General features: G+C 69.8%; 21 protein-coding genes. 4 read left to right on the forward strand and 17 right to left on the reverse strand.

Annotated elements, in window-relative coordinates; genetic code table 11:
- Positions 1–44: 44 nt before the first annotated feature.
- The gene (locus tag HDA39_RS21855; RefSeq protein WP_337925844.1) at positions 45–2,015 is read right to left on the reverse strand and encodes a translation factor GTPase family protein; all 1,971 of its coding nucleotides are present in this window, start codon (positions 2,013–2,015) and stop codon (positions 45–47) included.
- A gap of 260 nt (positions 2,016–2,275) precedes the next feature.
- On the opposite strand from HDA39_RS21855, the gene HDA39_RS21860 reads away from it, so the two are divergent.
- The 3 genes from HDA39_RS21860 to HDA39_RS21870 all read left to right on the forward strand — a co-directional run bounded on the left by HDA39_RS21860 (position 2,276) and on the right by HDA39_RS21870 (position 5,518).
- Positions 2,276–3,598, forward strand: a complete 1,323-nt coding sequence (locus HDA39_RS21860; RefSeq protein WP_184797856.1) for a hypothetical protein — start codon at positions 2,276–2,278, stop codon at positions 3,596–3,598.
- A 169-nt stretch (positions 3,599–3,767) separates the two neighbouring features.
- Positions 3,768–5,141 (forward strand): class I tRNA ligase family protein, encoded by a 1,374-nt coding sequence (locus HDA39_RS21865; protein ID WP_184797858.1) that lies wholly within the window; start codon positions 3,768–3,770, stop codon positions 5,139–5,141.
- The gene (locus HDA39_RS21870) at positions 5,138–5,518 is read left to right on the forward strand and encodes an avidin-fold protein (RefSeq protein WP_184797860.1); all 381 of its coding nucleotides are present in this window, start codon (positions 5,138–5,140) and stop codon (positions 5,516–5,518) included. The genes HDA39_RS21865 and HDA39_RS21870 overlap by 4 nt, the downstream gene beginning before the upstream one ends.
- Here HDA39_RS21870 and HDA39_RS21875 read toward each other — a convergent pair.
- The 12 genes from HDA39_RS21875 to HDA39_RS21930 form a co-directional block, all read right to left on the reverse strand.
- Positions 5,506–6,936, reverse strand: coding sequence for an alkaline phosphatase PhoX (locus HDA39_RS21875; RefSeq protein WP_184797862.1), 1,431 nt, complete (start codon positions 6,934–6,936; stop codon positions 5,506–5,508). The genes HDA39_RS21870 and HDA39_RS21875 overlap by 13 nt on opposite strands.
- Positions 6,937–7,105: 169 nt before the next feature.
- Entirely contained in the window at positions 7,106–7,744 is a 639-nt protein-coding gene (locus HDA39_RS21880) for a nucleotidyltransferase family protein (RefSeq protein ID WP_184797864.1), read from the reverse strand.
- A 35-nt stretch (positions 7,745–7,779) separates the two neighbouring features.
- Positions 7,780–7,929: a hypothetical protein gene (locus HDA39_RS21885; RefSeq protein ID WP_184797866.1), complete on the reverse strand. Its 150-nt coding sequence runs from the start codon at positions 7,927–7,929 to the stop codon at positions 7,780–7,782.
- Positions 7,930–7,962: 33 nt separating this feature from the next.
- Positions 7,963–8,898 carry a 4-(cytidine 5'-diphospho)-2-C-methyl-D-erythritol kinase gene (locus HDA39_RS21890; protein ID WP_184797868.1) on the reverse strand — a complete coding sequence of 312 codons (936 nt, stop codon included), beginning with the start codon at positions 8,896–8,898 and terminating at the stop codon, positions 7,963–7,965.
- 269 nt (positions 8,899–9,167) lie between these two features.
- The gene (gene rsmA, locus HDA39_RS21895) at positions 9,168–10,055 is read right to left on the reverse strand and encodes a 16S rRNA (adenine(1518)-N(6)/adenine(1519)-N(6))-dimethyltransferase RsmA (protein WP_184797870.1); all 888 of its coding nucleotides are present in this window, start codon (positions 10,053–10,055) and stop codon (positions 9,168–9,170) included.
- A gap of 34 nt (positions 10,056–10,089) precedes the next feature.
- On the reverse strand, positions 10,090–11,205 hold the full coding sequence (locus tag HDA39_RS43340) for a transglycosylase family protein (RefSeq protein ID WP_184797872.1): 1,116 nt from the start codon (positions 11,203–11,205) through the stop codon (positions 10,090–10,092).
- Between the two features lie 218 nt (positions 11,206–11,423).
- Positions 11,424–12,038: a nitroreductase family protein gene (locus tag HDA39_RS21905; protein WP_184797874.1), complete on the reverse strand. Its 615-nt coding sequence runs from the start codon at positions 12,036–12,038 to the stop codon at positions 11,424–11,426.
- Positions 12,038–12,949, reverse strand: coding sequence for a TatD family hydrolase (locus HDA39_RS21910; RefSeq protein WP_184797876.1), 912 nt, complete (start codon positions 12,947–12,949; stop codon positions 12,038–12,040). The genes HDA39_RS21905 and HDA39_RS21910 overlap by 1 nt, the downstream gene beginning before the upstream one ends.
- A gap of 18 nt (positions 12,950–12,967) precedes the next feature.
- Positions 12,968–15,211, reverse strand: a complete 2,244-nt coding sequence (locus HDA39_RS21915) for a hypothetical protein (protein WP_184797878.1) — start codon at positions 15,209–15,211, stop codon at positions 12,968–12,970.
- 81 nt (positions 15,212–15,292) lie between these two features.
- A complete protein-coding gene (locus tag HDA39_RS21920; RefSeq protein WP_184797880.1) occupies positions 15,293–15,718 on the reverse strand; it encodes an SRPBCC domain-containing protein in 426 nt (141 codons plus the stop codon).
- A 64-nt stretch (positions 15,719–15,782) separates the two neighbouring features.
- A complete protein-coding gene (gene metG, locus HDA39_RS21925; protein ID WP_184797882.1) occupies positions 15,783–17,528 on the reverse strand; it encodes a methionine--tRNA ligase in 1,746 nt (581 codons plus the stop codon).
- Positions 17,529–17,589: 61 nt separating this feature from the next.
- The gene (locus tag HDA39_RS21930) at positions 17,590–18,495 is read right to left on the reverse strand and encodes an NADP-dependent oxidoreductase (protein WP_184797884.1); all 906 of its coding nucleotides are present in this window, start codon (positions 18,493–18,495) and stop codon (positions 17,590–17,592) included.
- A 153-nt stretch (positions 18,496–18,648) separates the two neighbouring features.
- Between HDA39_RS21930 and HDA39_RS42450 the strand changes: the two genes are divergently transcribed.
- Positions 18,649–19,962, forward strand: coding sequence for a LuxR C-terminal-related transcriptional regulator (locus tag HDA39_RS42450; protein ID WP_184797886.1), 1,314 nt, complete (start codon positions 18,649–18,651; stop codon positions 19,960–19,962).
- On the opposite strand, the gene HDA39_RS21940 is transcribed toward HDA39_RS42450, so the two are convergent.
- The 4 genes from HDA39_RS21940 to metG (HDA39_RS21955) form a co-directional block, all read right to left on the reverse strand.
- Positions 19,959–21,215 (reverse strand): sigma-70 family RNA polymerase sigma factor, encoded by a 1,257-nt coding sequence (locus HDA39_RS21940; protein WP_184797889.1) that lies wholly within the window; start codon positions 21,213–21,215, stop codon positions 19,959–19,961. The two genes, HDA39_RS42450 and HDA39_RS21940, sit on opposite strands and share 4 nt — an antisense overlap.
- A 2-nt stretch (positions 21,216–21,217) precedes the next feature.
- Positions 21,218–21,607 carry a YciI family protein gene (locus HDA39_RS21945; RefSeq protein ID WP_184797891.1) on the reverse strand — a complete coding sequence of 130 codons (390 nt, stop codon included), beginning with the start codon at positions 21,605–21,607 and terminating at the stop codon, positions 21,218–21,220.
- The gene (locus HDA39_RS21950) at positions 21,604–22,026 is read right to left on the reverse strand and encodes a hypothetical protein (RefSeq protein ID WP_184797894.1); all 423 of its coding nucleotides are present in this window, start codon (positions 22,024–22,026) and stop codon (positions 21,604–21,606) included. The genes HDA39_RS21945 and HDA39_RS21950 overlap by 4 nt, the downstream gene beginning before the upstream one ends.
- A 79-nt stretch (positions 22,027–22,105) precedes the next feature.
- Entirely contained in the window at positions 22,106–23,674 is a 1,569-nt protein-coding gene (gene metG / locus HDA39_RS21955) for a methionine--tRNA ligase (RefSeq protein WP_184797896.1), read from the reverse strand.
- Between the last annotated feature and the right edge of the window lie 14 nt (positions 23,675–23,688).

Here is a 23,688-nt window from a genome sequence, read left to right on the forward strand (position 1 = left end):
GCCGCCCGCTGCCCCGTTTGTGGCGAGGGGCAGCGGGCGTACTGCTACTGCTGGTTCAGGTGTACGAGGTACTCCTTCAGGCTGAGTGGGTTGCCGTCTGTTCGGGGGCGGGTGGGTGGTGTGCCGGGGACCGGGCGGAAGGAGTCGAAGGTGGTGAGCAGGATGCCTTCGCCGTGGGTGAGGCCGGGGAGTTGGGACTCGAAGGTGTGGACACGGCCGGCTGGGATCAGGCCGGTGAGCTGGGCGTGGTCGGTGTCGATCTGGCTGGTTTCGACGGTCGCGTGGGACTCGGCGAGGCGGCCGAGGATCGGTGAGACGGCGTCGGGGGGAAGGTCGAGCTCGAAGCGGTTCACCGGTTCGACGACTGAGGTGCCGGCCTGGGCGAGCGCTTCCATCAGGACGAGGGGGACGAGGTATCGGAAGTCGCCACCTCCGGTCGCCACCGAGTCGTAGCCGGTGCGGATCAGGTCGATCCGTACGTCGTCGACCTCCCAGCCGTACAGTCCTTGCAGCAGCGTCCGTCGTACCGTCTCCTCGATCGCGGTGTGGAACGCTCGCGGCAGGCCGCCGAGCTCGACCTCGAGGCGGTAGTCGATTCCGGTTCCGGGCGAGACGCGGAAGCCGACGGTCGCGACCCACGGGTTGCCGGGCGCGCCCATCTCCCGTACGGCGTCGCCGACGCCGATCGGGCGTTCCTGGTGGATCGGGCGGGTCCGGTCGAAGGTGACGTCCAGGCCGTACTCGTCGGCGAGCAGGCTGGCGATCACCTCCTTCTGCACCTCGCCGTACAGGCTGACCGAGATCTCCTCGTCCTTGCGGACCCGGATCAGCGGATCCTGCTCGGCGAGCTGCTGGAGCGCCTGGAAGAGCTTGATCCGGTCGCCTGCGCGGACGACCGTCTCCAGCGTCGGCGGCGCGAACAGCTGCCCACCCCGCCCACTCGGCGAGCCGAGCTGGTCGCCGATCTGGATCTCCTTGAGCCCCCGCAGGGCAACGATCCGCCCGGCCTCGACAGCATCCACCCGCTGGGTCTCCCCCTGGGAGAACAGGAGAAGAGAGGAGGGTTTGGAGGAGTACGTCGCCCTCGAAGGCGAGCCGCCTTCGGCGGCCGCCGAAGCTGCCGCAGGCGCCGAGGCAGCCGCTTGCCCGCCGCGATGGACCGTGATCGACTCACGCGCCCGCAGCATCCCCGCGAACACTCGCGCCGAGGCGATCTTCTCCCCCGCCGGACCACGTTCGACCTTGAACACCGAAGCCTGCAACGGATCCTCAGGCAATCCAGTTGCCCGAGGCAACAGCTCGGTAATTCCCTCGATCAGCTCCGGTACACCGTCCCCGGTGATCGCCGAGCCGAAGTAGACCGGGTGCACCACAGCCGACCGGACCTGATCGGCCAGCTCAGCCAACTGATCACCAGCAGTCAGCTCGTCCGCCAGATACCGCGCCAGGTACTTGTCGTTGCGCTCGGCAAGTAGTTCGTCGACCTGCGGAGAACCCGGCGGGAACAGCTCGAATGCAGCGCTTCGACCCCCGAGGTCGGCGACCGCCCCGAGCGGGATGACAGCAGGTGTCAGCAACCGCCGGATATCGGCCAGCAAATCGTCGTACCGGGCACCCATCCGGTCGATCTTGTTCACGAACAGCAGGGTCGGGATCCGCAGTCTCTGCAAGGTGCGCATCAGCAGGCGCGTCTGCACCTGGACGCCCTCGACAGCCGACAGCACCAGGACGGCGCCGTCCAGCACGGACAGTGCGCGCTCGACCTCGGCGATGAAGTCGGAGTGGCCGGGGGTGTCGATCAGGTTGACCGTCACCCCGCTGAGCTCGAACGACACCACCGCCGAGCGGATGGTGATGCCGCGGCGGCGTTCGAGGTCCATCGTGTCGGTCCGGGTGCTGCCCGCGTCGACGCTGCCGACGCGATCGATCACGCCGGCCGTGTGCAGCAGCCGTTCGGTCAGGCTGGTCTTGCCGGCGTCAACATGCGCCAGGATTCCCATCGTCAGTGTGCTCAAAGGTCCTCATGCGGGTCTCGATCCGTGGGGTGGAGACGGGGCGGATCGACAGTCGGCGCATCAGAGAACTCCTTCACAGCGGCAAGACAAACGTTTGACGAGCGTACGCCGCGACCGCAGCAGCTCGCAGGTGGTTTTCCAACCCCTTTCAAAGTGCCTGTCGCGACAAGTACCCTGCCGCCCACACGGTCGCCCAGGTCTTGTTTGAAACACTTCGCGGAACAAGGGTTCTCGGGCGTCGTGGACACGAGGAGTTCCCGATGTCTTTGACGGACGACTATCTCCGCGCGGCCACCGATCGTGGCCCGAAGGCGAGCGCGGTTCTCGCGGCCGCCGCCCCCGAGCTCGACGCCACCACCTACCTCGGTCGGTGCCTGAGCCGGCCCACCTTCCTGGAAGCGGCGCCGTACCGGCAGCTGGTCGCGGATCTCGACCTGCTGCACTCGGCCCTGACCAGGCTGCCCGAACGGGTCTTCGGCGGCGATCTCGCCGAGTTCGCCCGGACCGTCGGCATGGCCGAGACCCAGGTCCAGGCGATCTGCCGCGGCCGTGGTGCCGCGCCGAGCCGGATGGGCCGTGCGGACCTGTACCGCGACGCCGACGGATTCCACCTGCTGGAGATCAACCTCGGCAGCACCGTCGGCGGCGTCGACAACCCGGTCCTGAACGCGGCGATGCTGGAGCACCCGTTCATCGCCGAGTTCGTCGCCGCCAACGATCTGTCGTACGCCGAAACGATGACCGAGGTCGCGCGCACGATCATCACCGAGGCGAAGGTCCCGACCGGCGTCCGTCCGGTGATGGCGATCGCCGACTTCCCCGACAGCTACCCCGACCTGGAACGCCAGCTGCACAAGAGCGCGCAGATGCTGGAGCCGCTCGGCATCGACGCGATTCCTTGCCCTGTCGACGCGCTCGAGTACCGCGACGACCGGATCTGGCTGGGCGACCGCGCGATCGACGTGGTGTTCCGGCTGTTCATGATCGAGGACGTCCTCAAGCCCGGCGCGGTGGAGCTGCTCGAGCCCGTACTGCAGGCCGCCGAGCGCGGGCACGTGTCGATCTTCACCCCGCTCGACGCCGAGCTGTACGGCAGCAAGGGCGCGCTCGCGCTGCTGTCCGACGAGGCCTACCGCGACCGCTACCCGGCCGACGAACTCGCCGTACTCGACCGGATCCTGCCGTGGACGCGGATGGTCCGCAGCGGCCCGGTCACGGTCGACGGCACGTCGGTCGATCTCGAGGAGTACGCGCTCGCGAACCGCGAGGAGCTGGTGCTCAAACCGACCGCCCTGCACGGCGGCGACGGCGTACTGCTCGGCTGGCTGACCGACGAGGACACCTGGACGGCCAAGGTCCGCGAGGCGATGGACAACCCGTGGGTGCTGCAGCGCAGGATCCGGCCGGTCCCGGAGGTGTTCCCGACCGACGACGGCAGCGAGGAGTGGCTGCTGACCTGGGGAGCGTTCCTGGTCGCGGACGGTCTCGGCGGGTTCCTGATCCGCGGTTCGCAGGAGCTGGACGGCGGCGTTGTCAACATGGCCACCGGCGCGACCGCCACCTGCTGCTTCCACCAGCGCTGAGTCTCAAGCAAACGACCGTTTCAGAATTCGACCCCGGAAACCCTTGTTCTCAAGGGTTTTCCGTCTCGCCGTGGGCGCGAGCACGGGAGTAACGTCGCGGACTGCGACCGGCCCGGTGGCAACAGTCACCGGGCCGATCCGGTCCATCGGCCTTCCCTGGAGGAGTCGTATGAGCACCTCGACGAGAACCGGCGCCACCGTTGTCATCGTCCCGCCCGCGACCGCGAACGGCCCGCTGCACGTCGGGCACCTGTCCGGTCCGTACCTGGCCGCCGACATCGCCGCCCGCGCCGCCCGCGCCCGTGGCGAACGCGTCGTCACGACCGCCGGCTTCGACGTGCACCAGAACTGGGTGCTGACCCGCGCCGAGAACGAGGGCGTCGACGTCGAGAAGCTCGCGGCGTCGTACCGCAACGAGATCGTGGCCGCGCTGGACGCGGCCCGGATCCAGTACGACGTGTTCCTGAACCCGCAGAGTTCGTCGTACCAGCACGGTGTCACCACGCTCGCCGCCGACCTGACCGAGGCCGGGCGGTTTCCCCTGCGGGAGTTGACGCTGCTGGCCTGCGCGGACTGCGACCGCACGCTGCACCAGTCGTACGTCGTCGGCGAGTGTGCGTGGTGCGGAGCCGATGCCGCCGGCGGTGGGTGCGAGGGCTGCGGCGGCTACACGTCGGCCGAGAACCTGGTCGACCCCAAGTGCAACCGGTGCGGTGGTGAGCCCCGCCCGTTCCTCGCCACCGTGCCGGTGCTCCCGATGGAGGACTACCGCGACGAGCTGGTCGAGATCTGGCTGCGCGCCGAACTGCCCGACCGCGCGCGTCAGATCGTCTCGCACTACCTGGAGACCCCGCTGCCCGACGTACCGATCGCTTACCCGACGAACTGGGGTCTGCGCGGCACCGGGCCGCACGAGGGCCTACGGCTCGAGGTGTACGCCGAGGTCGGGCTCAGCACCGTGTACGGCGTCGCGCAGTCGCTGCGGCCGGGCGCGCTCGGGCTGGAGGCGACAGCCGAGGCCTGGTCCGAGGTCGCGTCGCTGTGGCACTTCAACGGGATCGACAACGGGTTCTACTTCGCGCTGTTCTGGCCGGCCGTGTACCTGGCGGCCGGAGTGCCCGCGGACGCGATCGGCGGGGCGCAGGTCAACGAGTTCTACACCCTCGACGGGGAGAAGTTCTCGACCAGCCGCAACCACGCGATCTGGGCGAACGACTTCCTCACCGACGAGGACGTGGACATCGTCCGGCTCTACCTGGCGTGGGACCGGCCGGACCGGTTCGCGAGCGACTTCACGCTGTCGGCGTACCGGGAGTTCGAGGCGTACGTGCGGCCGCTGCTGGACAAGGCGCGTGGCGCCGGACCGGATGCTTCCGACGCGACGCTGCCGGCGTCCTTGGCGGCCGCGGACGTCACGCGAGGGATGGCGGCGCTGGGGCCGCGGCGGTTCGACCCGGCGCTCGCCGTACGGTCTGTGCTGACCGGCATGGCCGCGAGCGCGCCGGGCGTCGAGGCGCTGCTCTCGATCCTGACCGGCCGATGAACGTCGGCTACGACGGGCGCGTGTTCCGCCCGCTGAACAACCCGCCGGGATCGCCGACCGGGCTCTACCGGCAGCGCGGGAACCTGATCTGGGCCGAGTTCGGTGGCGGGCGGTTGCACTTCGGCCGGCTGGTCGGGACGTGCGACGAGACGGGGACCATCACCGCGACGTACTGCCAGCTGGCCACCGACGGCTCGGTGACCGCGGGCAGCCTGACGAGCGTGCCCGGCCGGACTCCTGAAGGCGTGCTCACTCTCACCGAGCACTGGCACCGGCTCGACGGATCGACCGGGATCTCGGTGATCGAGGAGGTCGACGCCTCACTGGCGCCGGCCTCCCCTCTCACCATCGAGCTTGCTCAGCCTCAGCCGAGGTAGTCGCGCCAGGGGCCGGTGATCGCGAGCGTGAGGCCCGGCGTCTGGATGTTGACGAAGAGCACCTTGCCGTCGTCGGAGAACGTCGGGCCGGTGAACTCGGAGTCGTTCAGCATGTTGCGGGCGATCGCGTACGTCGGACCGCCGGGTGTCGAGCTCAGCACGTGGCTGCTGGCGTTGCCGTCCTCGGCGAGCACCAGCGAACCCCACGGGGTGACGGTCACGTTGTCCGGGCTGTCGAAGTTGTAGTCGACGTAGCGGGCTTCCGGGCCGAGGTCGGCGGCGTCGTTGCTCGGGAAGTACGTGACGAGCTGGATCGTCATGGCCCGGTAGTTGTAGAACCAGATCATCCCGTCGTGCGGGACGGCGTCGGTCGGCAGGTCCGTCGTACCGGCCGCGGCGTAGGAGTTCACGACGTACACGCCGTCGTGGGTGCCCCAGACGCCCTCGAACTTCTTGCCGCGGGTGACCTGCGCGTCGGTCAACTGCTTGCGGACCGACACCGAGACGGCGTCCCGGTCGGGCACCTTCACCCAGGCGACCCGGAACGGGCGCAGCAACTGCGCCGAGGTCAGGTACGCGACGTCCGGGATCGGCTTGCCGTCGTCCCCGAGGATCGCCATCGCCTCGAGTGTGCCGAAGTTGACGTCGGCCAGGTCCTTCCAGCTCCTGGAGCTGAGCCGGTAGCCGCGCGGGGCGCTCCACCGGTAGAACAGCCCGTTCGGGCCGGACGCGTCCTCGGACAGGTAGATGTGCTGCCGGTCCTCGTCGATCGCGAGCGCCTCGTGCGCGTACCGGCCGAGCGCCTTGAGCGGAACCGGGTGCGCGGTCTCGCCGTCGCCCCAGACCTCGAACACGTACCCGTGGTCCTTCAGGCGGGTCGTCCCGTTGGCCTTGCTCTCGGTCTCCTCGCACGTCATCCAGGTGCCCCACGGCGTCGGACCGCCCGCGCAGTTCGTCAGCGTGCCGGAGATGCCGACCCACTCACCACGGTTCTTGCCGTTGCGGTCGACCGAGATCACCGTGCAGCCGCCGGCCGAGCCGACGCCCGCGTCGTACACGGTGCCCTTCACCGGCGGTACGCCGAGCGGGTCGTTCCCGCCGATCTCGTGGTTCTGGATCAGCAGGTAGTCGCGCCCGTCGTCGAACGCCGCGGTCCCGTCGTGCAGCCCCGGCGTCGGCTGGCCGCTCTTGAGCCTGGTCTCCCCGGCCCGCGTCACCACCGTGTACCTGAACCCCGGCGGCAACGCCAGGACACCCTTCGGGTCGTCCATCAACGGCGGAAACGGCTTGTGCTGAGGAAATCCCCCACGCCGCTCCCCCGGCGAAGCCTCGGCCAGCGAAGGCACAGCCCCCACCGCCGCAAACCCGACCCCACCCACAGCAGCCCCACGCAGTACAGCCCGACGATCAAGAGACATGGCGACCCTCCCTAGCGCATGACGGCGCCCCCAAACGCCTGAACGCCTGATCTTTACGAGGCAGATCAGCCACCAGGCAAACACCACCTGAACAACTGGCCCGCCGGCGGAGCGATGATGCGATTCACGCCCCGTGACCACTCCCACTCCGGAACCCGTTGTCGCGGCGTCAGCCGGTCCCGGCGACGCCGCCGTCGAGAAGCCGCCGTACCGACTCAGGAACCACCAGATCAGGCGCTTCCACCCGCCGGTCCGACATCGCGCGCCGCAGCAGCGTCACGTTGACCGCCGCGGGATCGAGCGCGGCGATGGTCGCCCGAAGGCGCGCGTCCTGCCGCCGCGCGACCATCGTCGCGAGCTGCACCTCGATCGGCACCGTCGGGACGGCCCGTCCGAGGCAGTCCACAGTCTCCCGCTCGAGCCACACCAGCGGCGCGCGAGTCTCCATCATCAGGCCCGCAACCTCGGGCGCGTCGATATGGGCCAGCTCGACCTTGACTCCGCCGACCATCCACTTGCCGAAAGTCCACCGCTCCATCGCATGCCCGAACCGAAGCACCGGCTCAGGCGCCGTACTGACCCAATCTGCTGGGTCGCCACCCTCGCCCAGCGGCCCGTCCGGCATCGGCAAAACCGCCGCGGCCCCCTCCACGTCGACAGCCTCACGAACAGCGATGTCGATGTCCCCCGGCACGATCCCCACCCCACGAAGCGCCGTCGCCGCGCTGCCGACCAGCATCCACTCGATCCGATGGCCGTTCAGCCGCTCAGCAACGAACCCCAAGGCGGCAATCCACGGAGGCCTCATGCCCGCCGACGTTAGCCGCGACCACCGACAAACGATCAGTAGCGGCCGTCGACCGTGATCCCGAGGTCTGCGACGAGAGCCGCCGCCAGTTGATCGACCTGCTCGCCGGCGATCGTCACGCCGCGCAGTGATTCCACAGCCGAAGGCAGCATCACCCGCACCTCCCGAACAGCCCGAAACTCCATACCGCTACCTCAGCTAGTTCTCTGTTCTTCTCTCTACCTGTTGACCGGGGCCGGGAGGATTCGGGCGCCGGGGACTGGGCCTTCGGCTTGGCGGACCATGCGGCAGAGGCCGGATTCGGCTAGTTCTACGGCGAGGTCTACGGCTCGGCGGCTGTCGGCGGCGAGGAAGAGGCACGTCGGGCCGGAGCCGGAGATCATGGCGGCGAGGGCGCCCTGGTCGAGGCCGAATTGGAGGGTGGCGGCGAGCTCTGGGCGGAGCGACAGGGCGGCCGCTTGGAGATCATTGCTTACGGCAACTGCCAGGGCGGCGGGGCGGCCGGAGAGGAGGGCGGAGAGGAGTTCGGGGCGGACCTCGGGGGGCTCGACGCGGCGGAGGGGGCGGAGGCGGTCGAGTTCGGCGTACACCTCGGGGGTGGACAGGCCGCCGTCGGCGATGGCGAAGACCCAGTGGAAGGTGCCGCGGGACATCACCTCGGTGACCTGTTCGCCGCGGCCTTGGCCGAGGGCGGTGTGGCCGACCAGGCAGAAGGGGACGTCGCTGCCGAGGTCTGCGGCGAGGTGCTGCAGCTCCGACTGGGCGAGCTGGAGGCCCCACAAGCGGTTGCAGGCGACGAGGGTCGCGGCGGCGTCCGTGGATCCGCCGGCCATCCCGCCCGCGACCGGGATCGTCTTGCGGATGCTCAGGTCGACGCCGTCCTCGACGTCGTACTCGGCCTGCAGCAGGCGCGCGGCACGCACGGCGAGGTTCGAGTCGTCGGTCGGTACGTCGACGGCGAAGTCGCCGACCACCTCGACGGTGATCTCGGCGTCGTCGCGCAGGGTCGCGGTCACGTCGTCGTACAGCGCGACGGCCTGGTAGACCGTCGCCAGCGGGTGGAACCCGTCGGGGCGCGGCGGACCGACGGAGAGACCGAGGTTGATCTTCGCCGGCGACCGCACCGTGACCTGGGCTGATGGTGGCACGGCCACACCCTAGGACATGTGCTGCTCCTCCGCAGTCGCAAACAACACGTCGCCACGCCACCGTCCCCGGAGCCTCAGGCGCCGACGCCAACCGAACGTGGGGAGCGGGAGCCTGGCCACCCCCGGCGGCTACGGGCTGCGCCCGTGCCGACGTCCGTTCTGGCGCTGGGCGCCAGTTGGGCGGGCCGCCGCACTGCGGGAGGGCAATCGTCGGCGCCGGCGGCGGCCTGGTGCTCGCCCTGCAGCGCGGGGCGCACAACGCCGCCCGGCGGGCGTCAGGTGGTGAGGCGCGCCTTCGCGTCGGCCAAGGCAGCGAACTCGCCGATCCCCAGCATCTCCCCGCGCAGCCCCGAGTCGACGTCTGCCGCGGCGAACACCTCGTCCAGCAGCTCGCGCTCCGGGGTCCAGCGCGCCAGCGCCGAACGGATCGTCTTCCGGCGTTGCGAGAACGCCGCCTCGATCACCGCGAAGACCTGCTCGCGCGAGGCACTAGTTGCCGGGGGCTCCCGTCTGGTGAAGGCAACCAGTCCGGAGTCGACGTTCGGGGCCGGCCAGAAGACGTTCCGCCCGATCGGACCGGCCCGGCGTACGTCGGCGTACCAAGCAGCCTTGGCGGACGGTACGCCGTACGTGCGGGACCCAGGAGGCGCGGCCAGGCGGTCGGCGACCTCGGACTGGACCATCACCAGCCCGTGCCGCAGCGACGGCGCGATCGCGAGCAGGTGCAGCAGGACCGGTACGGCGACGTTGTACGGCAGGTTCGCCACACAGGCCGACGGCGTACCGAGGTCGTCCGCGGCAACCTGCATCGCATCGGCCTCGACGACCGAGAACCGCGAGGCCTGCCCCGGCGCGTACGTCGCGATCGTCGCCGGCAGGGCGCCGGCGAGCACCGGGTCGATCTCGACCGCGACCACCCCGTGCCCGGCGGCCAGCAGCGCCAGCGTCAGCGATCCCAGGCCCGGCCCGACCTCGAGCACGGTCTCGCCGGCCTCGTCCAGGTCGGCGGCGCGCACGATCCGGCGCACGGTGTTCGGGTCGATGACGAAGTTCTGGCCGCGCTGCTTGGTCGGGCGGATGCCGAGCGACGCGGCCAGCGAACGCACGTCCGCCGGACCGAGAAGCCTCGGTCCGGCGGACGTGGACGAATCAGCGCTGGTCACACCGGTCAGTGTGTCAGGCCCTTGCTCGGCTGCATCACGCGCGCTTGCCGCAGACCGGCCAGTCGCCGTAGCCGCCGCGCGCCGCGCGGACCTTCTCCGCGATCGCGATCTGCTGCGCCTTGCTCGCCTGGTACGCCTCGGGGGCGTACTTGTCGCCGCCGTACGCGACCCAGGTCTGCCGGCTGAACTGGAGGCCGCCGGAGTACCCGTTCCCGGTGTTGGTCTTCCAGTTGCCGCCGGACTCGCACTCGGCGATCCGGTCCCAGGCACCGGTGTTCCCGGTGGCCGGCTCGTCCTCGGAGGTCTCCTCGTCGGCCTTCGGCTTCGTCCCGATCGTGACGAGCTCCTCGACCGGCTCGGAGACGGTCTTGGTGGTCAGCGTCTTGGTGGTGACCAGCTTGCCGTCGACGAAGGTGAGCAGGTAGTCGACCGTCTTGCTGCCGGCCTTGCCGGGCTTGGTCGTCTTCTTCTCGCCCTCGGTCAGCTCGGCCGACTTGGTCTCCTTCTTGGTGAAGGCGATCGCCTCGGTCTTGCTGACCTTCTTGACGTCGACCTTGACCACGGTGATCCGGTTGACGCCCGGCTTCAGCGCCGTCGCGACCGCCGGGGTGATCCGGTCGTCCTTGTCGTACCCGACCTTCGCCCCGGTCAGCGCCTCGCCGACGGTCATCGCCATCGACTTGACCTGGACGACCTTGCCCTGCCGGACGAACTGCACGGTCTTGGGGGTCCGGACCTCCAGCGCCAGCCCTTCGCGCCCGATCGGGGCGCTGCGGCTGGTGGACAGGAACGCGCCGTCGTAGCGCAGTCCCAGGTCGGTCAGCGCCTCGTTCACGCTGTCGGCCGTGGTCCAGAAGTTCTTCTTGGTGCCGTCTTGGTTGACCGTCAGCTGGCGGCCGTACTGCACCGCGATCTCCTGACCGTCCTGCAGCTTGGCGTCCAGCGCCGGCGCGACCAGGTCGCGGTCTCCGACCTGGATGTCCTTGGCCTTCAGGGCGTCGGCCACGGTCGATCCGAAGGTGTGCACCTTCTGGACCTGGCCGTCGATCGACAGACTCACCGTCTTGCTCTTGCTCGCATAGGCCACGCTGCCGCCCACGACGGCGATCGCAGCCGTCGCACCGACGACCGCAATGATGGACTTACGCACTCATGCTCCCAGGTAGGGCTACCCGGGCACGGGGTCCGACAGCACTGGCGGACACCGTGAACGCCGGGCCTTGTGGGCCCGGAGAGCTGGGTCTCCGCCGAGGGGCGTGCTGTCCGGAACCTTCCCCGATCCCGGCCAACATCACGAGACAGTAACGAAGAAGTCCCGAGAGCGCCAATCCTCTCCCCCGGCGTGCCGAAAATGGTGTAACGGGCCGACTACCCGGCGTGTCGGCCCCACTGGCCGCGGTGCACCACTTCGCCCGTACTCCGGCGCCCTCGGCGCAGCGACGGCGACCTCCGGTCGGGCGCCGGGTAGCCGATCGAGAGCACCCCGACGAACTCCAGCTCCTCCGGTACGCCGAACTCGGCCTTCACCGCCGGCAGCAGAGCGCTCGGTACGCCGAAAAAGCACGCTCCCAGCCCCTCGTCGACCACCGTCTGCAGCATCAGCAACGACGCCATCCCGGTGTCCACGAACCAGTACGGCGCCGCCCAGCGCGACTCGTCGCGATCGGTCCGTCCCTTGTCGGCCTCGGCGTACCGGTCGAGGTACGCGGCCTTGTCCGCGAAGGCCAGGACCAGCAGCGGCGCGCGCCGCAGTCCTGTGACCCATCGCACATACTTCTCGTCGACATCGGCGGCCGTGATCGCCCAGTACCGGTCCCGATCGGCGCCTTCCAGCACCAGGAACTCCCACCCCTGACTGAACCCGGCCGACGGGCCGCGCAGCCCGTTCGCCAGGATCCTCTCCCGGATGCCGGCCGGGACCGGGCGCGACGGGTCGTAGTCGCGCACCATCCGGCGCCGCCGGACGACCTCGGAGAACTCCACTACCAGCGGCCGCCGAACGCGCGGAAGGCGTTGTCGGTCAGCGCGCCGCACAGCTCGGCCACCGAGATGTTCAGTACGCCGGCCATCTTCCGCACGGTGTGCGGGATCAGGTACGACGCGTTCGGCTGACCCCGGTGCGGCGAGGGCGTCAGGTACGGCGCGTCGGTCTCGACCAGCACCCGGTCCAGCGGCGTGACCGCGAGCGCGTCCCGCAGCGACTGCGCGTTCTTGAACGTCACCACCCCGGCGAAGCTCAGGAACGCGCCCCGCTCGACACACTTGCGCGCGAACTCGGTGTCGCCGGAGAAGCAGTGCATCACCAGCCGGTCCGGAACGCCTTCCCTGTCGAGGATCGCGAGGATGTCGTCGTGCGCGTCCCGGTCGTGGATCATCAGCGTCTTGTCGAGCCGCTTGGCCAGCTCGATGTGCGCCGCGAACGACTCGTGCTGCGCGGCGCGCCCGTCCTCGCCGGTCCGGAAGTAGTCGAGCCCGGTCTCGCCGATCACGCGGACCTTGGCCGAGCTCGACGCCAGCCGCTCGATCTCCACCAGCGCGCTGTCCAACTCCCCGGCCTGCTTGAGCTTCGGCGCTTCGTTCGGGTGCAGCGCAACGCCGGCGATGAGGTTCGGGTGCTTCTCCGCGGCCTCGACCGCCCACAAGGCCCCCGGCAGATCGCAGCCCACCTGGACGATCCGCGTCACGCCGACGGACGCGGCCAGCTTGATCGCCTCGGCCGCACCGAGCCAGTTCCCGTCCTCGCCGTCGGCGATGTCCAGATGGCAGTGCGCGTCCACCACAGCCATCGGCAACTGGTCGGGCAACGCCGGCCGGCTCCGGTCCCGCGATCGCCCGTCCTCCCCGATCGCCGCACGCTCCCTGGTCGGCCGCTCGACCTCCACACCGTCAGACATGCGGCCCAGCGTACTTACTTACCGCAGGCGGTAGATCCGCACGTCCGGGTTCGAGTAGACCGGCGCGGCCAAGCGGTCGAGGGCCGGTGAGACCGGGCCGGCGCGGAGGTCGGCGATGAGCCAGTCGACGCCGTTCTCCTGGCGCAGCTTGGTCAGCAGGGCCGGCGTCGGACGGCGTACGGCGTCCAGGCTCTCCTGGAGGCGGTCGGGCCACGGCGACGGCTGGGTCAGGAAGCTGGTCTTGTTCTGCGTCGCCTCGAGGTTCTTCGGGGCGTACGCCCAGGCGCCGAGGTACTGCTGGACACCGCTCAGGCCGGAGGTCCAGAACGCGTCGGCCTTGCAGTAGGTGTAGAAGCGCGGCGGCATGCAGAAGACGTTGCTGACGGCCACATCACCCGGCCGCGCGTTCTCCCCGAGCCAGATCATCGCCTGCTGCTCGTTCTCGGTCAGGTAGACCCGGTCGTTCCGGTTGCCAACGACCAGGCGGTCGGAGGCCGAGTGGTAAAGGTTGCTGGAGAACACCGCAACCTGGTTGGGCAGACCGGCAGCGACGACCAGGACGATCACCTGCAGGAAGACCAGGGACCGGGAGCGCCGTCTGGTCAGGAAGACCACGACCAGGCCGACCACGGCGAGCACCTGGAACGGCACGACCAGGGCGACGATCACCCGGCCGACTGTCGGCGGCCCGTCCGGTCCGGGGAACCACAGCAGGCGGATCAGCAGTGCTGTCAGGATGCCCGCGAGCCCAGCGACGAGCACAGGGCGCCAGCGGGTCGTCTCGTCGACCAGAGTGGACGCCACAGCGACCGCGCCGACCACACCGAGACCGGTGACGGTCCGGACGAAGTGGTACTCCGAGTAGCCCGTGTGTGAGAACACCAGGGTGATGCAGGTCCCCGCCGCGACACAGCCCGCCAGCCACCAGTACGCCGGGTCGCCACGAGCCCGACTGGTCGTCGTACCGAGTAGTGCGAGCAGGCGAGCCGAGTTGATGAGCAGGTAGTAGACCAGGAGGGTTCCGACGAAGAGGAGGAGCCGTGGCTCGCCAGTTGCGAGCGTCGGGAGCACCCAGCCGCCGGTGGCCGGGAAGGAGCGGTCACCGGAGACCGAGGCGTAGAAGGGCTGGGCCCGGAGCGCTGCGAGGAACTGGATCCGGCTGCCACCGGTGCTGCCGACCAGGCTGGACGTGGCGGCCAGGAAGAACCCAGCAGCCAGCAGACCGAGTACGACGATCCGCCAGGGCGGCCTACGCTCCCTGACCCAGCTGTACACGCCAACCACTACCGCGCCGGCCAGGAAGATCGGCAACACGGTCGGCTTGGTACCGGTCGCCAGGGCTGTCATCAGGATCATCGCCGGCCAGGTACCGCGTGTGGTCTGCTTGCGCAGGATCTGTACCACCGGGCCGACCAGGCCGAGCATCACCAAAGCAGCGAGCGCACCGGTCGGCCCTTGGACCCCCTGTGCGGGCGAAGCCTCGACGACCGGCGTGGTGGCGAGTTGAAGTGTCGCCGGGAACACACCGGTCAGCAGGCCGGCCACAGCTCCGACCCAGGTCTTGCCGGTGAGCGCCTCCCCCGCGGCCCAGCCGGCGAGGACCAGGCTGATCACGAAGGTGATCTGCCACTGGTGCATGAGGATGTGGGACGGCTCGACGTTCGCCATCACCGACTGGCCTGCCATGGAGGCGTTGGCGAACCAGTGGTAGATCAGCGGCTCGCCCAGCACCGACGGGTCGGGCGGAGTGATGTCGTGCTTGAGCATCTGGATCAGACCGAGCTGGTACCAGAAGTCCTGGTGCCGGTCGAACGCGATCGGCGGCAACGGCCAGGCCCGGAGCAGGCCGACCACAGTCCGCACTACCGCCAGCAGCAACAGCACCGCCATCGCCGGCTGCCACCACCCCGGCCCCGGCTGCCACGTCACCCGCCGCCGGAGCGCAGGTACGGCGAAGAACACGGCGTAGAACCCGAGCGCCAGGACCCACTGCAGACTGGGCACGCCCAGCCCCGTACAGGTCGCCCAGACGAGCAGCTGCCAGCAGATGCCGATCACGGCGCCGAACCCGAGGTCCTGCGGCACCGACCGCCCGCCGGCCAGCACCCGCCAGATCAGTACGCCGGGCACCAGGACCGTCAGCAGCCAGGTGATGAGGTACCTGATGGTCTCCGTGACCGGGTCTCCGACCCCCGCCATCGTCAGGACCGTCACCACAGGCAGGGCGATCCACAGAGCGGGCCGGAGCACACGCACGGGCATCAGAGGTTTCTGCTACTCCCACCGGACAACAAGTCGTCGCAGCTTAACGAACCTCCGGGACGGGCCCTGCCACAGCGTTCCTCAGCCTGACTCGGCAACCTTCTTCACGCCCTGGACGAGCATCTCCCACATCCCGCGCGCGTGCTCGGCCTCCTCCTCGGACGCGTTGTTGTCCTGGCTCAGCGACAACGACGTCGGGCTGTCGCCGCTCAGCTCGTACGTGAGTGTGTGGTAGTTCTCCGGCACGTCCGGCTGCCCGCCGAGCGGGCTGTAGTGCGTCACCTTCAGCAGCCGGCCCGGCTCGACCTCCAGCACCTCGCCCTTGTCCTGGTACGCCTTGCCCTCGTACTCGCCGCTCCAGGTGATCGGGCTGCCGACCTTCCAGTCGGTCTCCAGGTCGGCCCCGAACATGAACTCCTTGGTCGCGACCGGGTCCAGCAGCACCTCCCAGACCCGCTCGGGCGACGCCTCGATCTCGACTCGCGCAGTGGCCACGTATCCGGCCATAGGACCTCAACTCCTTTCGCCCCGACGGTAGGCCGGTACCCGCGAGGGGTCTTGGAGAAAAGCGTCAGGCCAGCCGGGCGAGTTCCTCGTCCACCACCGACGGCGCCAGCTTCGCGAACACCGGCCGGGGCGCCGCCACCGGCGTCCCCGGTACGACGGGCCGCGACGCCCACGACGGCGTACCGGAGTAGTCGCCCATGATCACCGGGTACGCCGGTCCGCCGTCCAGATCGGCGACCTCGCGGATCTCCGGCCGGTCGGTGATCGCGCCGGTCCCACCGAGCGTCTCGTGCACCTGCTGCGCCGCGTGCGGCAGGAACGGCGCCAGCAGCCGGTTGGTGTCGCTGACCACCTGCGCGGCGACGTACAGGATCGTGCCCTTGCGGGCCGGGTCGGATTCCTTCCAGGGCGCCTGCTGGGACAGGTACTGGTTCGCGTCCGCGGCGACGCGCATCGCTGCCCCGATGCCTTGCCGGAGCCGCTGGTGATCCAGGTGCTCGCCGACCACGCCGTACGCCGCTCGGCTGCGCGCGAGCAGGTCGTGGTCTGCGGTGGTCAGCTCGCCGGCCGCCGGGATCGCGCCGAAGTTCTTGGCGATCATCGACGCGGTCCGGTTCACCAGGTTGCCCCACGTGCCGACGAGCTCGTCGTTGTTGCGGCGGACGAACTCCGCCCAGGTGAAGTCCGTGTCCTGGGTCTCCGGGCCGGCCGCCGCGATGAAGTAGCGCAGCGCGTCGGCGCCGTACCGCTCGAGGACGTCGCGGACGTAGATCACGACCGACCGGGACGAGGAGAACTTGCGGCCTTCCATGGTGAGGAACTCGGAGCTGACCACCTCGGTCGGCAGGTTCAGTACGCCGTACGGGCCTGGGGTGCTGTTGTTCGCGAGCAGCTCGGCGGGCCAGATCTGGGCGTGGAAGGTGATGTTGTCCTTGCCCATGAAGTAGTACGAGCGCGCGGCCGGGTCGCACCACCAGGCACGCCACGCGTCGTCGTCACCGGAGCGACGAGCCCACTCGATACTCGCCGAGAGGTAGCCGATCACCGCGTCGAACCAGACGTAGAGGCGCTTGCTCTCGTAGCCGGGCAGCGGGACCGGGATGCCCCAGTCGATGTCGCGCGTCATCGCCCGCGGGCGGACGTCGTCGAGCAGGTTCGTGGCGAACTTGAGCACGTTCGGACGCCACTCGGTCCGGGTCTGCAGCCAGGAGCCGAGCTGGTCGGCGAGCGCCGGCAGGTCGAGGAAGAAGTGCTCGGTCTCGACGAACCTCGGGGTCTCGCCGTTGATCCGGCTGTGCGGGTTGCGGAGCTCGATCGCGTCGAGCTGGTTGCCACAGTTGTCGCACTGGTCGCCGCGGGCGCCGTCGTACCCGCAGATCGGGCAGGTGCCCTCGATGTAGCGGTCCGGGAGCGTGCGGCCGGTGGACGGCGAGATCGCGCCCATCGCCGTCCGCGGGATCAGATATCCGTTGCGGTGAACGGTTCTGAAGAGTTCCTGCGCGACGGCGTAGTGGTTGCGGGTGGTGGTCCGGGTGAACAGGTCGTACGACAGGCCGAGGCCCTGCAGGTCCTCGACGATCACCCGGTTGTAGCGGTCGGCGAGCTCGCGCGGGCTGACGCCTTCGCGCTCGGCCTGCACGAGGATCGGCGTCCCGTGCTCGTCGGTCCCCGACACCATCAGCACGTCGTGACCCATCATCCGCTGGTACCGGCCGAACACGTCCGCAGGAACTCCGAACCCGGATACATGCCCGATGTGCCGAGGCCCGTTCGCATAGGGCCAAGCCACCGCGGCGAGGATGTGCGTCATGCGCCGACTGTAGAACCGCACCACGGGCCGGGCGACTGGTTAAAGTCGCCCGGCCCAGGTGTTACGGAAGAAGTACCAGCTTCCCCTTCGCGTGCCCGGACTCCGAGATCTCCTGCGCCTTGGCCGCCTCAGCGAGCGGGAAGGTACCGGCGATACGCACCTTCAGCTGACCGTCGGCAGCCAGCTGCAGCTGCTGGCTCAGCCCACGCCGCGCAACAGCCGGGTCGTCCCCGCCGTACGACACCTCAACCCCGAGCTCCCCGGCAGCCATGTCCGCGATCGTCACGATCCGGTCGGTCCCACCGCGCAGCTCGATCGACTCCTTCAACCCACCCTGCCCCGCGGCATCGAACACCGCGTCGACAACCGGCGCCACCGCACGCACCCGATCGACCAGCCCGTCGCCGTACACAACCGGCGTCACCCCCAGCGACCGCAGGTACTCGTGGTTCGCCTCGGACGCCGTACCGACGACCGTCACTCCAGCAGCAACCGCCAACTGCGCGGCGACAGCTCCAACGGCACCGGCCGCACCGTGCAGCAGCAGCGTCTCCCCCGCCTTCACCTGCAGCAGGTCGAGCACCCGCTGCGCGGTCTCACCAGCAACCGGTACGGCGACCGCCTGCTCGAACGACACCCCAGCCGGCTTCCGTACGGCGTTCCCGAGCAGCGCGTGCTGCGCGTACCCACCCGTCGCCGCCCACCCGGCCACCTCGTCGCCCACGGCGAACTCGGCACCCTCGCCGGCCTCGTCCACGACCCCCGCGACCTCGGCGCCCGGAACCGCCGGGAACGTGGTCGGCATCATCGCCTCGAACCACCCGCGCCGGACCTTGGAGTCCATCGGGTTCACCCCGGCCGCCAGGACCTTGATCCGGACCTGCCCCGGCCCGGCGTGCGGCGCGTCGATCTCGCGGCTGCGCAGCACCTCGGGACCACCGAACTCCTCGAACACGACCGCTTCCATCAGATACCGTCCTTAGTAGTTGAGCCCTCAATCAAGCTTCCTCGTCTTCAAGCCTGAACCCGCCCGGCCTATTCCCGACTGGCCTTTCGGCCAGCTGTCCGCCGTCCGAAAGAACGGCCGGGTGGATGGATCAACCCACGTAGTCTGGACGCCATGGAGAACTCCGAGGCCGTGACCGTCCTGACCGCCGCCGCGCGCCTGGTCCAGGTCGAGCCGCCGCAGATGATCGCGGAACTCTCGGAGACCCTGGCGACCGTCGTCCCGCACCGCGCGGTCGCGAACCTCACCCCGCAGTGCGCCGGTTCTCCGCTCGGCGCGGTCGGCGACCCGCGGATCACCAGCGTGATCACCGGCGCCGAGCTCGCGCCGTTCATCGGCTCGGTCAGCGCCGGCCGGCCCTGGCAGGGCGAGGCGCAGATCGGCGGCACCGAAGAGACCGTGCTCACGGTCGCCAGCGACCACGCGCCGCGCGGCTCGGTCCTGGCCTTCGTCCTCGCGCCCGGCCACCGGGTCGCCGACGAGACGCTGCCGCTCATCCAGGCCCTCTGGGACGTGGTCACCGCGCACTTCAACCGGCTCACCCTCGAGATCGAGCCGAGCGTCCTGGCCCAGTCCCGCGCGGTCGCGATGGCCCGCGAGGTGGTCGCCGCCGAGCTGTCCGACGCCCACACGGCCACGCTCGCCGCGCTGCTCGGCGTACTGCGCAATCGCCAGATCGACGATGCCGCAGCGCGTACGACGGCCGTCGACCTCGCGCTCAACGCGCTGGCCGACCTCCGCACCGACTCGCAGCGTGACCGCGCCGACGCCGGCGAGGAACCCGCAGGCCGCGCCTTCCAGCGCCTGGCCGACTCGCTGCAGACCCTGCTCCGGCACCTCCCGGTCGAGCTGGAACTGGATGCCCCCAGCAACGACCGACTGCTCCCGTCGGACCTCGCGCACGCCGCCCGGGTCGCCGTGCGCGCCGCCGTACTGGCGATGCTCGGTCAGGACGGCGTACGCCGGATCCGCGTCGGCTGGCGCATCAACCCGACCGGCCTGCAGGCCACCGTCCGCGACGACGGCCCCGGCGTACTGGACGACCGGCTCGACCTGGGCCGCATCGCCGAACGCCTCCGCGCCCAAGGCGGCCGCCTCGACGTCGAAGCCGTCCCCGGCTGGGGCCTGACGCTGCGCATCATGCTCCCGGTCGCCCTGTCCGACGTCGCCAAGACCGCCCGGGCCCTCACCACCACACTCTCGGCCGCCGGCAAGATCCTCACCGCCGAACCCCTCGCGGCCCTGGGCCAGCGCGAACTGGAAGTCCTCGAACGCCTCGCTCAAGGCCACCGCAACCGCGTGATCGCCGACAACCTGCACATCAGCGAGTCGACGGTGAAGTACCACGTCGCCAACATCCTGACGAAACTCGCCGTCACCAGCCGCACCGAAGCCGCCGCCTTGTACCTGGCGACGGCCTCGGCCTAGCCGTCGGTCAGCCGCGCGGCCCGGCTCCGGAGATACCGCTGCTCGGGCACACTGATCGTGCGCTTGGCAGCGTCGAGATACGCCCCGCGGGCGGCCTCGAACTCACCCGCCTCCTCCAGCAGATGAGCCCGCACGGCAGCGACCCGATGGTGGGCCACGAACTTCGGATCAGCGGCCAGCGCGTCGACGAGTTCCAGCCCGGCCGCCGGCCCCTGCACCATGGCGACGGCGACGGCCTTGTTCAGCCGCACGACCGGATCGTTCGACAGCCGCACCAGGACGTCGTACAGCGCGACGATCTGCCGCCAGTCGGTGTCGGCGTACGACGGAGCCTCGCAGTGCAGGGCCGTGATCGCGGCCTGCAGCTGGTACGGGCCGGGACGACGGCTGGGCAGCACCTGTTCGAGCAGGTGCACGCCCTCCGCGATCAGGTCGCGGTTCCAGAGCGAGCGGTCCTGCTCGGCCAGCGTGATCAGCTCGCCACTCGGCCCCGACCGCGCCACCCGCCGGGCGTGGGTGAGCAGCATCAGCGCGAGCAACCCGCCGGCCTCCGGCTCGGAGGGCAGCTTCGCCCGCAACATCCGGGTCAGCCTGATCGCCTCGCCGGCCAGCTCGGCCCGCTGGAGCGCCTCGCCCGACGACGCCGTGTAGCCCTCGTTGAAGATCAGGTAGAGCACCTGCATCACCACGCCCAGGCGGTCCCGGAGCTGGGCCTCGGACGGCATCCGGAATCGCGCGCCGGACTGCTGGATCCGTAGCTTGGCGCGGGTGATCCGCTGCGCGATCGTGCCCTCGGGAAGCAGCAAGGCCCGGGCGATCTCGGCCGTGGTCAGGCCGCCGACCGCCCGGAGCGTGAGGGCGACCTGGCTCGGCGGCTGGAGATCGGGGTGACAGCAGAGGAACAGGACCACCAGGGTGTCGTCCTGCTCAGCGGGCTTGGTGTCAGCCGGCGATCCCAGCAGGTCCTCCGGCAGCTGCCGGGTCGCGTCGAGCTGCTCACGGCGCCGCCTGGCCTGCTCGCTGCGCAGCAGGTCCGTCATCCGGCGTACGGCGACCGTGATCAGCCAGCCGGGCGGGTTGGGCGGGACGCCGTCCTGCTTCCACTGGGTCGCGGCCGCGAGCAGTGCTTCCTGTACGGCGTCCTCCGCGACGTCGAACCGGCCGAACCGCCGGGTGACGGCGGCGAGAACCCGCGGCGCGTGCTCGCGCAGCAGGCTCTCGATGCCGTTCGTGGTCGGCGCGGCCTCGGCCACGGTCAGAGGTCCTGGCCGCCGGGCTCCGACACCGGACGAAGCTCGACGCGGGTCTGGACCAGGGCCGAGAACCGTGCGGCCAGCTCGACCGCCCGGTCGTGCGACTGGACGTCGATGATGCCGAAGCCGGCCAGGACCTCCTTGGTCTCGGCGTACGGGCCGTCGGAGGTGACCGGTCGCCCGTCGACGATCTCGACGGTCATCGTGTGGGAGGGGTCGGCCAGGCCGAACCCGGTGACCAGCTCGCCGTTGGCGGCGAGCTCGCCGTAGAAGTCGCCCATCGCCTGGAAGTGCGCGGCGATCTCGTCCTCGGACCAGGTCGCCTCACCACCACCGAGGCCGAGGGTGTCCCAGGCCGAGGAGTCGCCGAACGTCATGATCATGTACTTCATCGTGCGTCACCGTCCACGCGGGTCATCGTCGACTCGTACCCGCCGCCGGGCCACTGCCAGGCGCCGGTGTTCACCGTCCGGGTGGCGTCGAACTCGCCGACGAACTTCGCCGGCGACTCCGGGCCACCGAACCAGATCGTCAGAGTGCCGTCCGACAGGTCGTAGGTGTACTCGAGGATCTTGCCGTTCGTACCGAAGAAGTGTGACCGGAGCGTAGCCGTGTCCGGGTCCACTCCGATGTACTCGATCCCCCGGGTCGGTTCGCCGTCGGAGACGATGTCGATGTGCTGGACCAGGAACGACCGGTTCTCGAACCACTCGTACCGGACGCTGCCGCTCTGGCCCGGCCCGCTGATCGACCAGGTGCCGACCAGCGGGGCGAGCGACTGCAGACTGACGGATTTCCCGGTGCTGTTCACGATGTCCTCCGATGCGTAGGTGAGCTTTCACCCGGTTATCGGAGTCGTCGAGCCCTTCTCTACAGCTCCCGGAAAAGAATCAGGATTCTTCGGTCAGGCGTGGGAAGAGCGCGTCGCCCTTGACCAGTGTGGAGCCGGCGGGGAGCTGGCCCCATGTGCCGGTGTCCTGAACGTGCTGGTCGGCCAGAGCGCCGAGCTTGGCTTCGGCGCCGAGCAGGGACCACAGCTTGGCGGCGGTCTTCGGCATCGTCGGGTGGTGCAGTACGGCGACCGCCCGCAGGACCTCGGCCGACGTGTAGAGGATCGTCGCCAGGCGCTCGCGCTGGGCCTCGTCCTTCGCGACCTTCCACGGCTCCTGCTCGGAGACGTAGCCGTTGACCGCGCCGACCAGGTCGTTGATCGCGGCCAGCGCGTCGTGGAACGCGAGCGTGTCCATCGCCTTGTCGGCCGTCGCGACGGTCTCGGCCAGCTTGTCGGCAAGCACCTGCTCGGCCGGGCCGTGGTCGGTCGGCTCGGGCAGGACGCCGTCGAAGTACTTGCCGACCATCGCAGCGATCCGGGAGGCCAGGTTGCCCAGGCCGTTGGCCAGCTCGGAGGTGTAGACCGCGTTCAGGTGCTCCCAGGAGAACGAGCCGTCCGAGCCGAACTGGATCGTGCGCAGGAAGTAGTACCGGAACGCGTCGGAGCCGAAGTGGTCGGTGATCTCCTTCGGCGCGATCGCGGTCAGCTTCGACTTGCTCATCTTCTCGCCGCCGACCAGCAGCCAGCCGTGCGCGAAGACCTGCTTGGGCACCGGGAGCCCGGCGGCGATCAGCATCGCCGGCCAGATCACGGCGTGGAACCGCAGGATGTCCTTGCCGACCAGGTGCACGTTCGCCGGCCACAGTTGCGCGAAGCGCTCCGGGTCCGAGCCGTAGCCCGCGGCGGTCACGTAGTTCAGCAGCGCGTCGACCCAGACGTAGAGGACGTGCTTGTCGTCCCACGGCACCGGGATGCCCCAGTCGAACGTCGACCGGGTGATCGACAGGTCCTGCAGGCCCTGCTTCACGAACGAGACCACCTCGTTGCGCGCGCTCGCCGGCGCGACGAAGTCGGGCTGCGACTCGTACAGCGCGAGCAGGCGGTCGGCGTACGCGGAGAGCCGGAAGAAGTAGTTGGTCTCCGAGACCTTCTCCAGCTCGGTGCCGTGGATCAGGCACCGCTGGGTGCCGTCCTCGTCGGTCCGGATGTCGGTGGGAAGCTTGAACTCCTCGCAGCCGACGCAGTACAGGCCCTCGTACTCGCCCTTGTAGACGTCGCCCTGGTCGTACAGCGCCTGGACGAACTCGCGGACCCGCTCGGTGTGCCGCGGCTCGGTGGTCCGGATGAAGTCGTCGTAGTCCACGTCGACGTCGACCCAGGCCGGCTTCCAGGCCTCCTCGACCAGCTTGTCGGTCCACTCCTGGGGCGACATGCCCTGGGCCTGGGCGCTGCGCAGCACCTTCTCGCCGTGCTCGTCGGTACCGGTCAGGTACCACTTGCGCTCGCCGCGCTGGGCGTGCCAGCGGGTCAGGACGTCTCCGGCGACCGTCGTGTACGCGCTGCCGATGTGGGGAGCGGCCGTGACGTAGTAGATCGGCGTGGTGACGTAGTAGGGCTTCTCCGACATGACTCAAGCGTAGT

It is taken from the genome of Kribbella italica (assembly GCF_014205135.1).
In the GTDB taxonomy this organism is placed as follows: Bacteria; Actinomycetota; Actinomycetes; order Propionibacteriales; family Kribbellaceae; genus Kribbella; species Kribbella italica.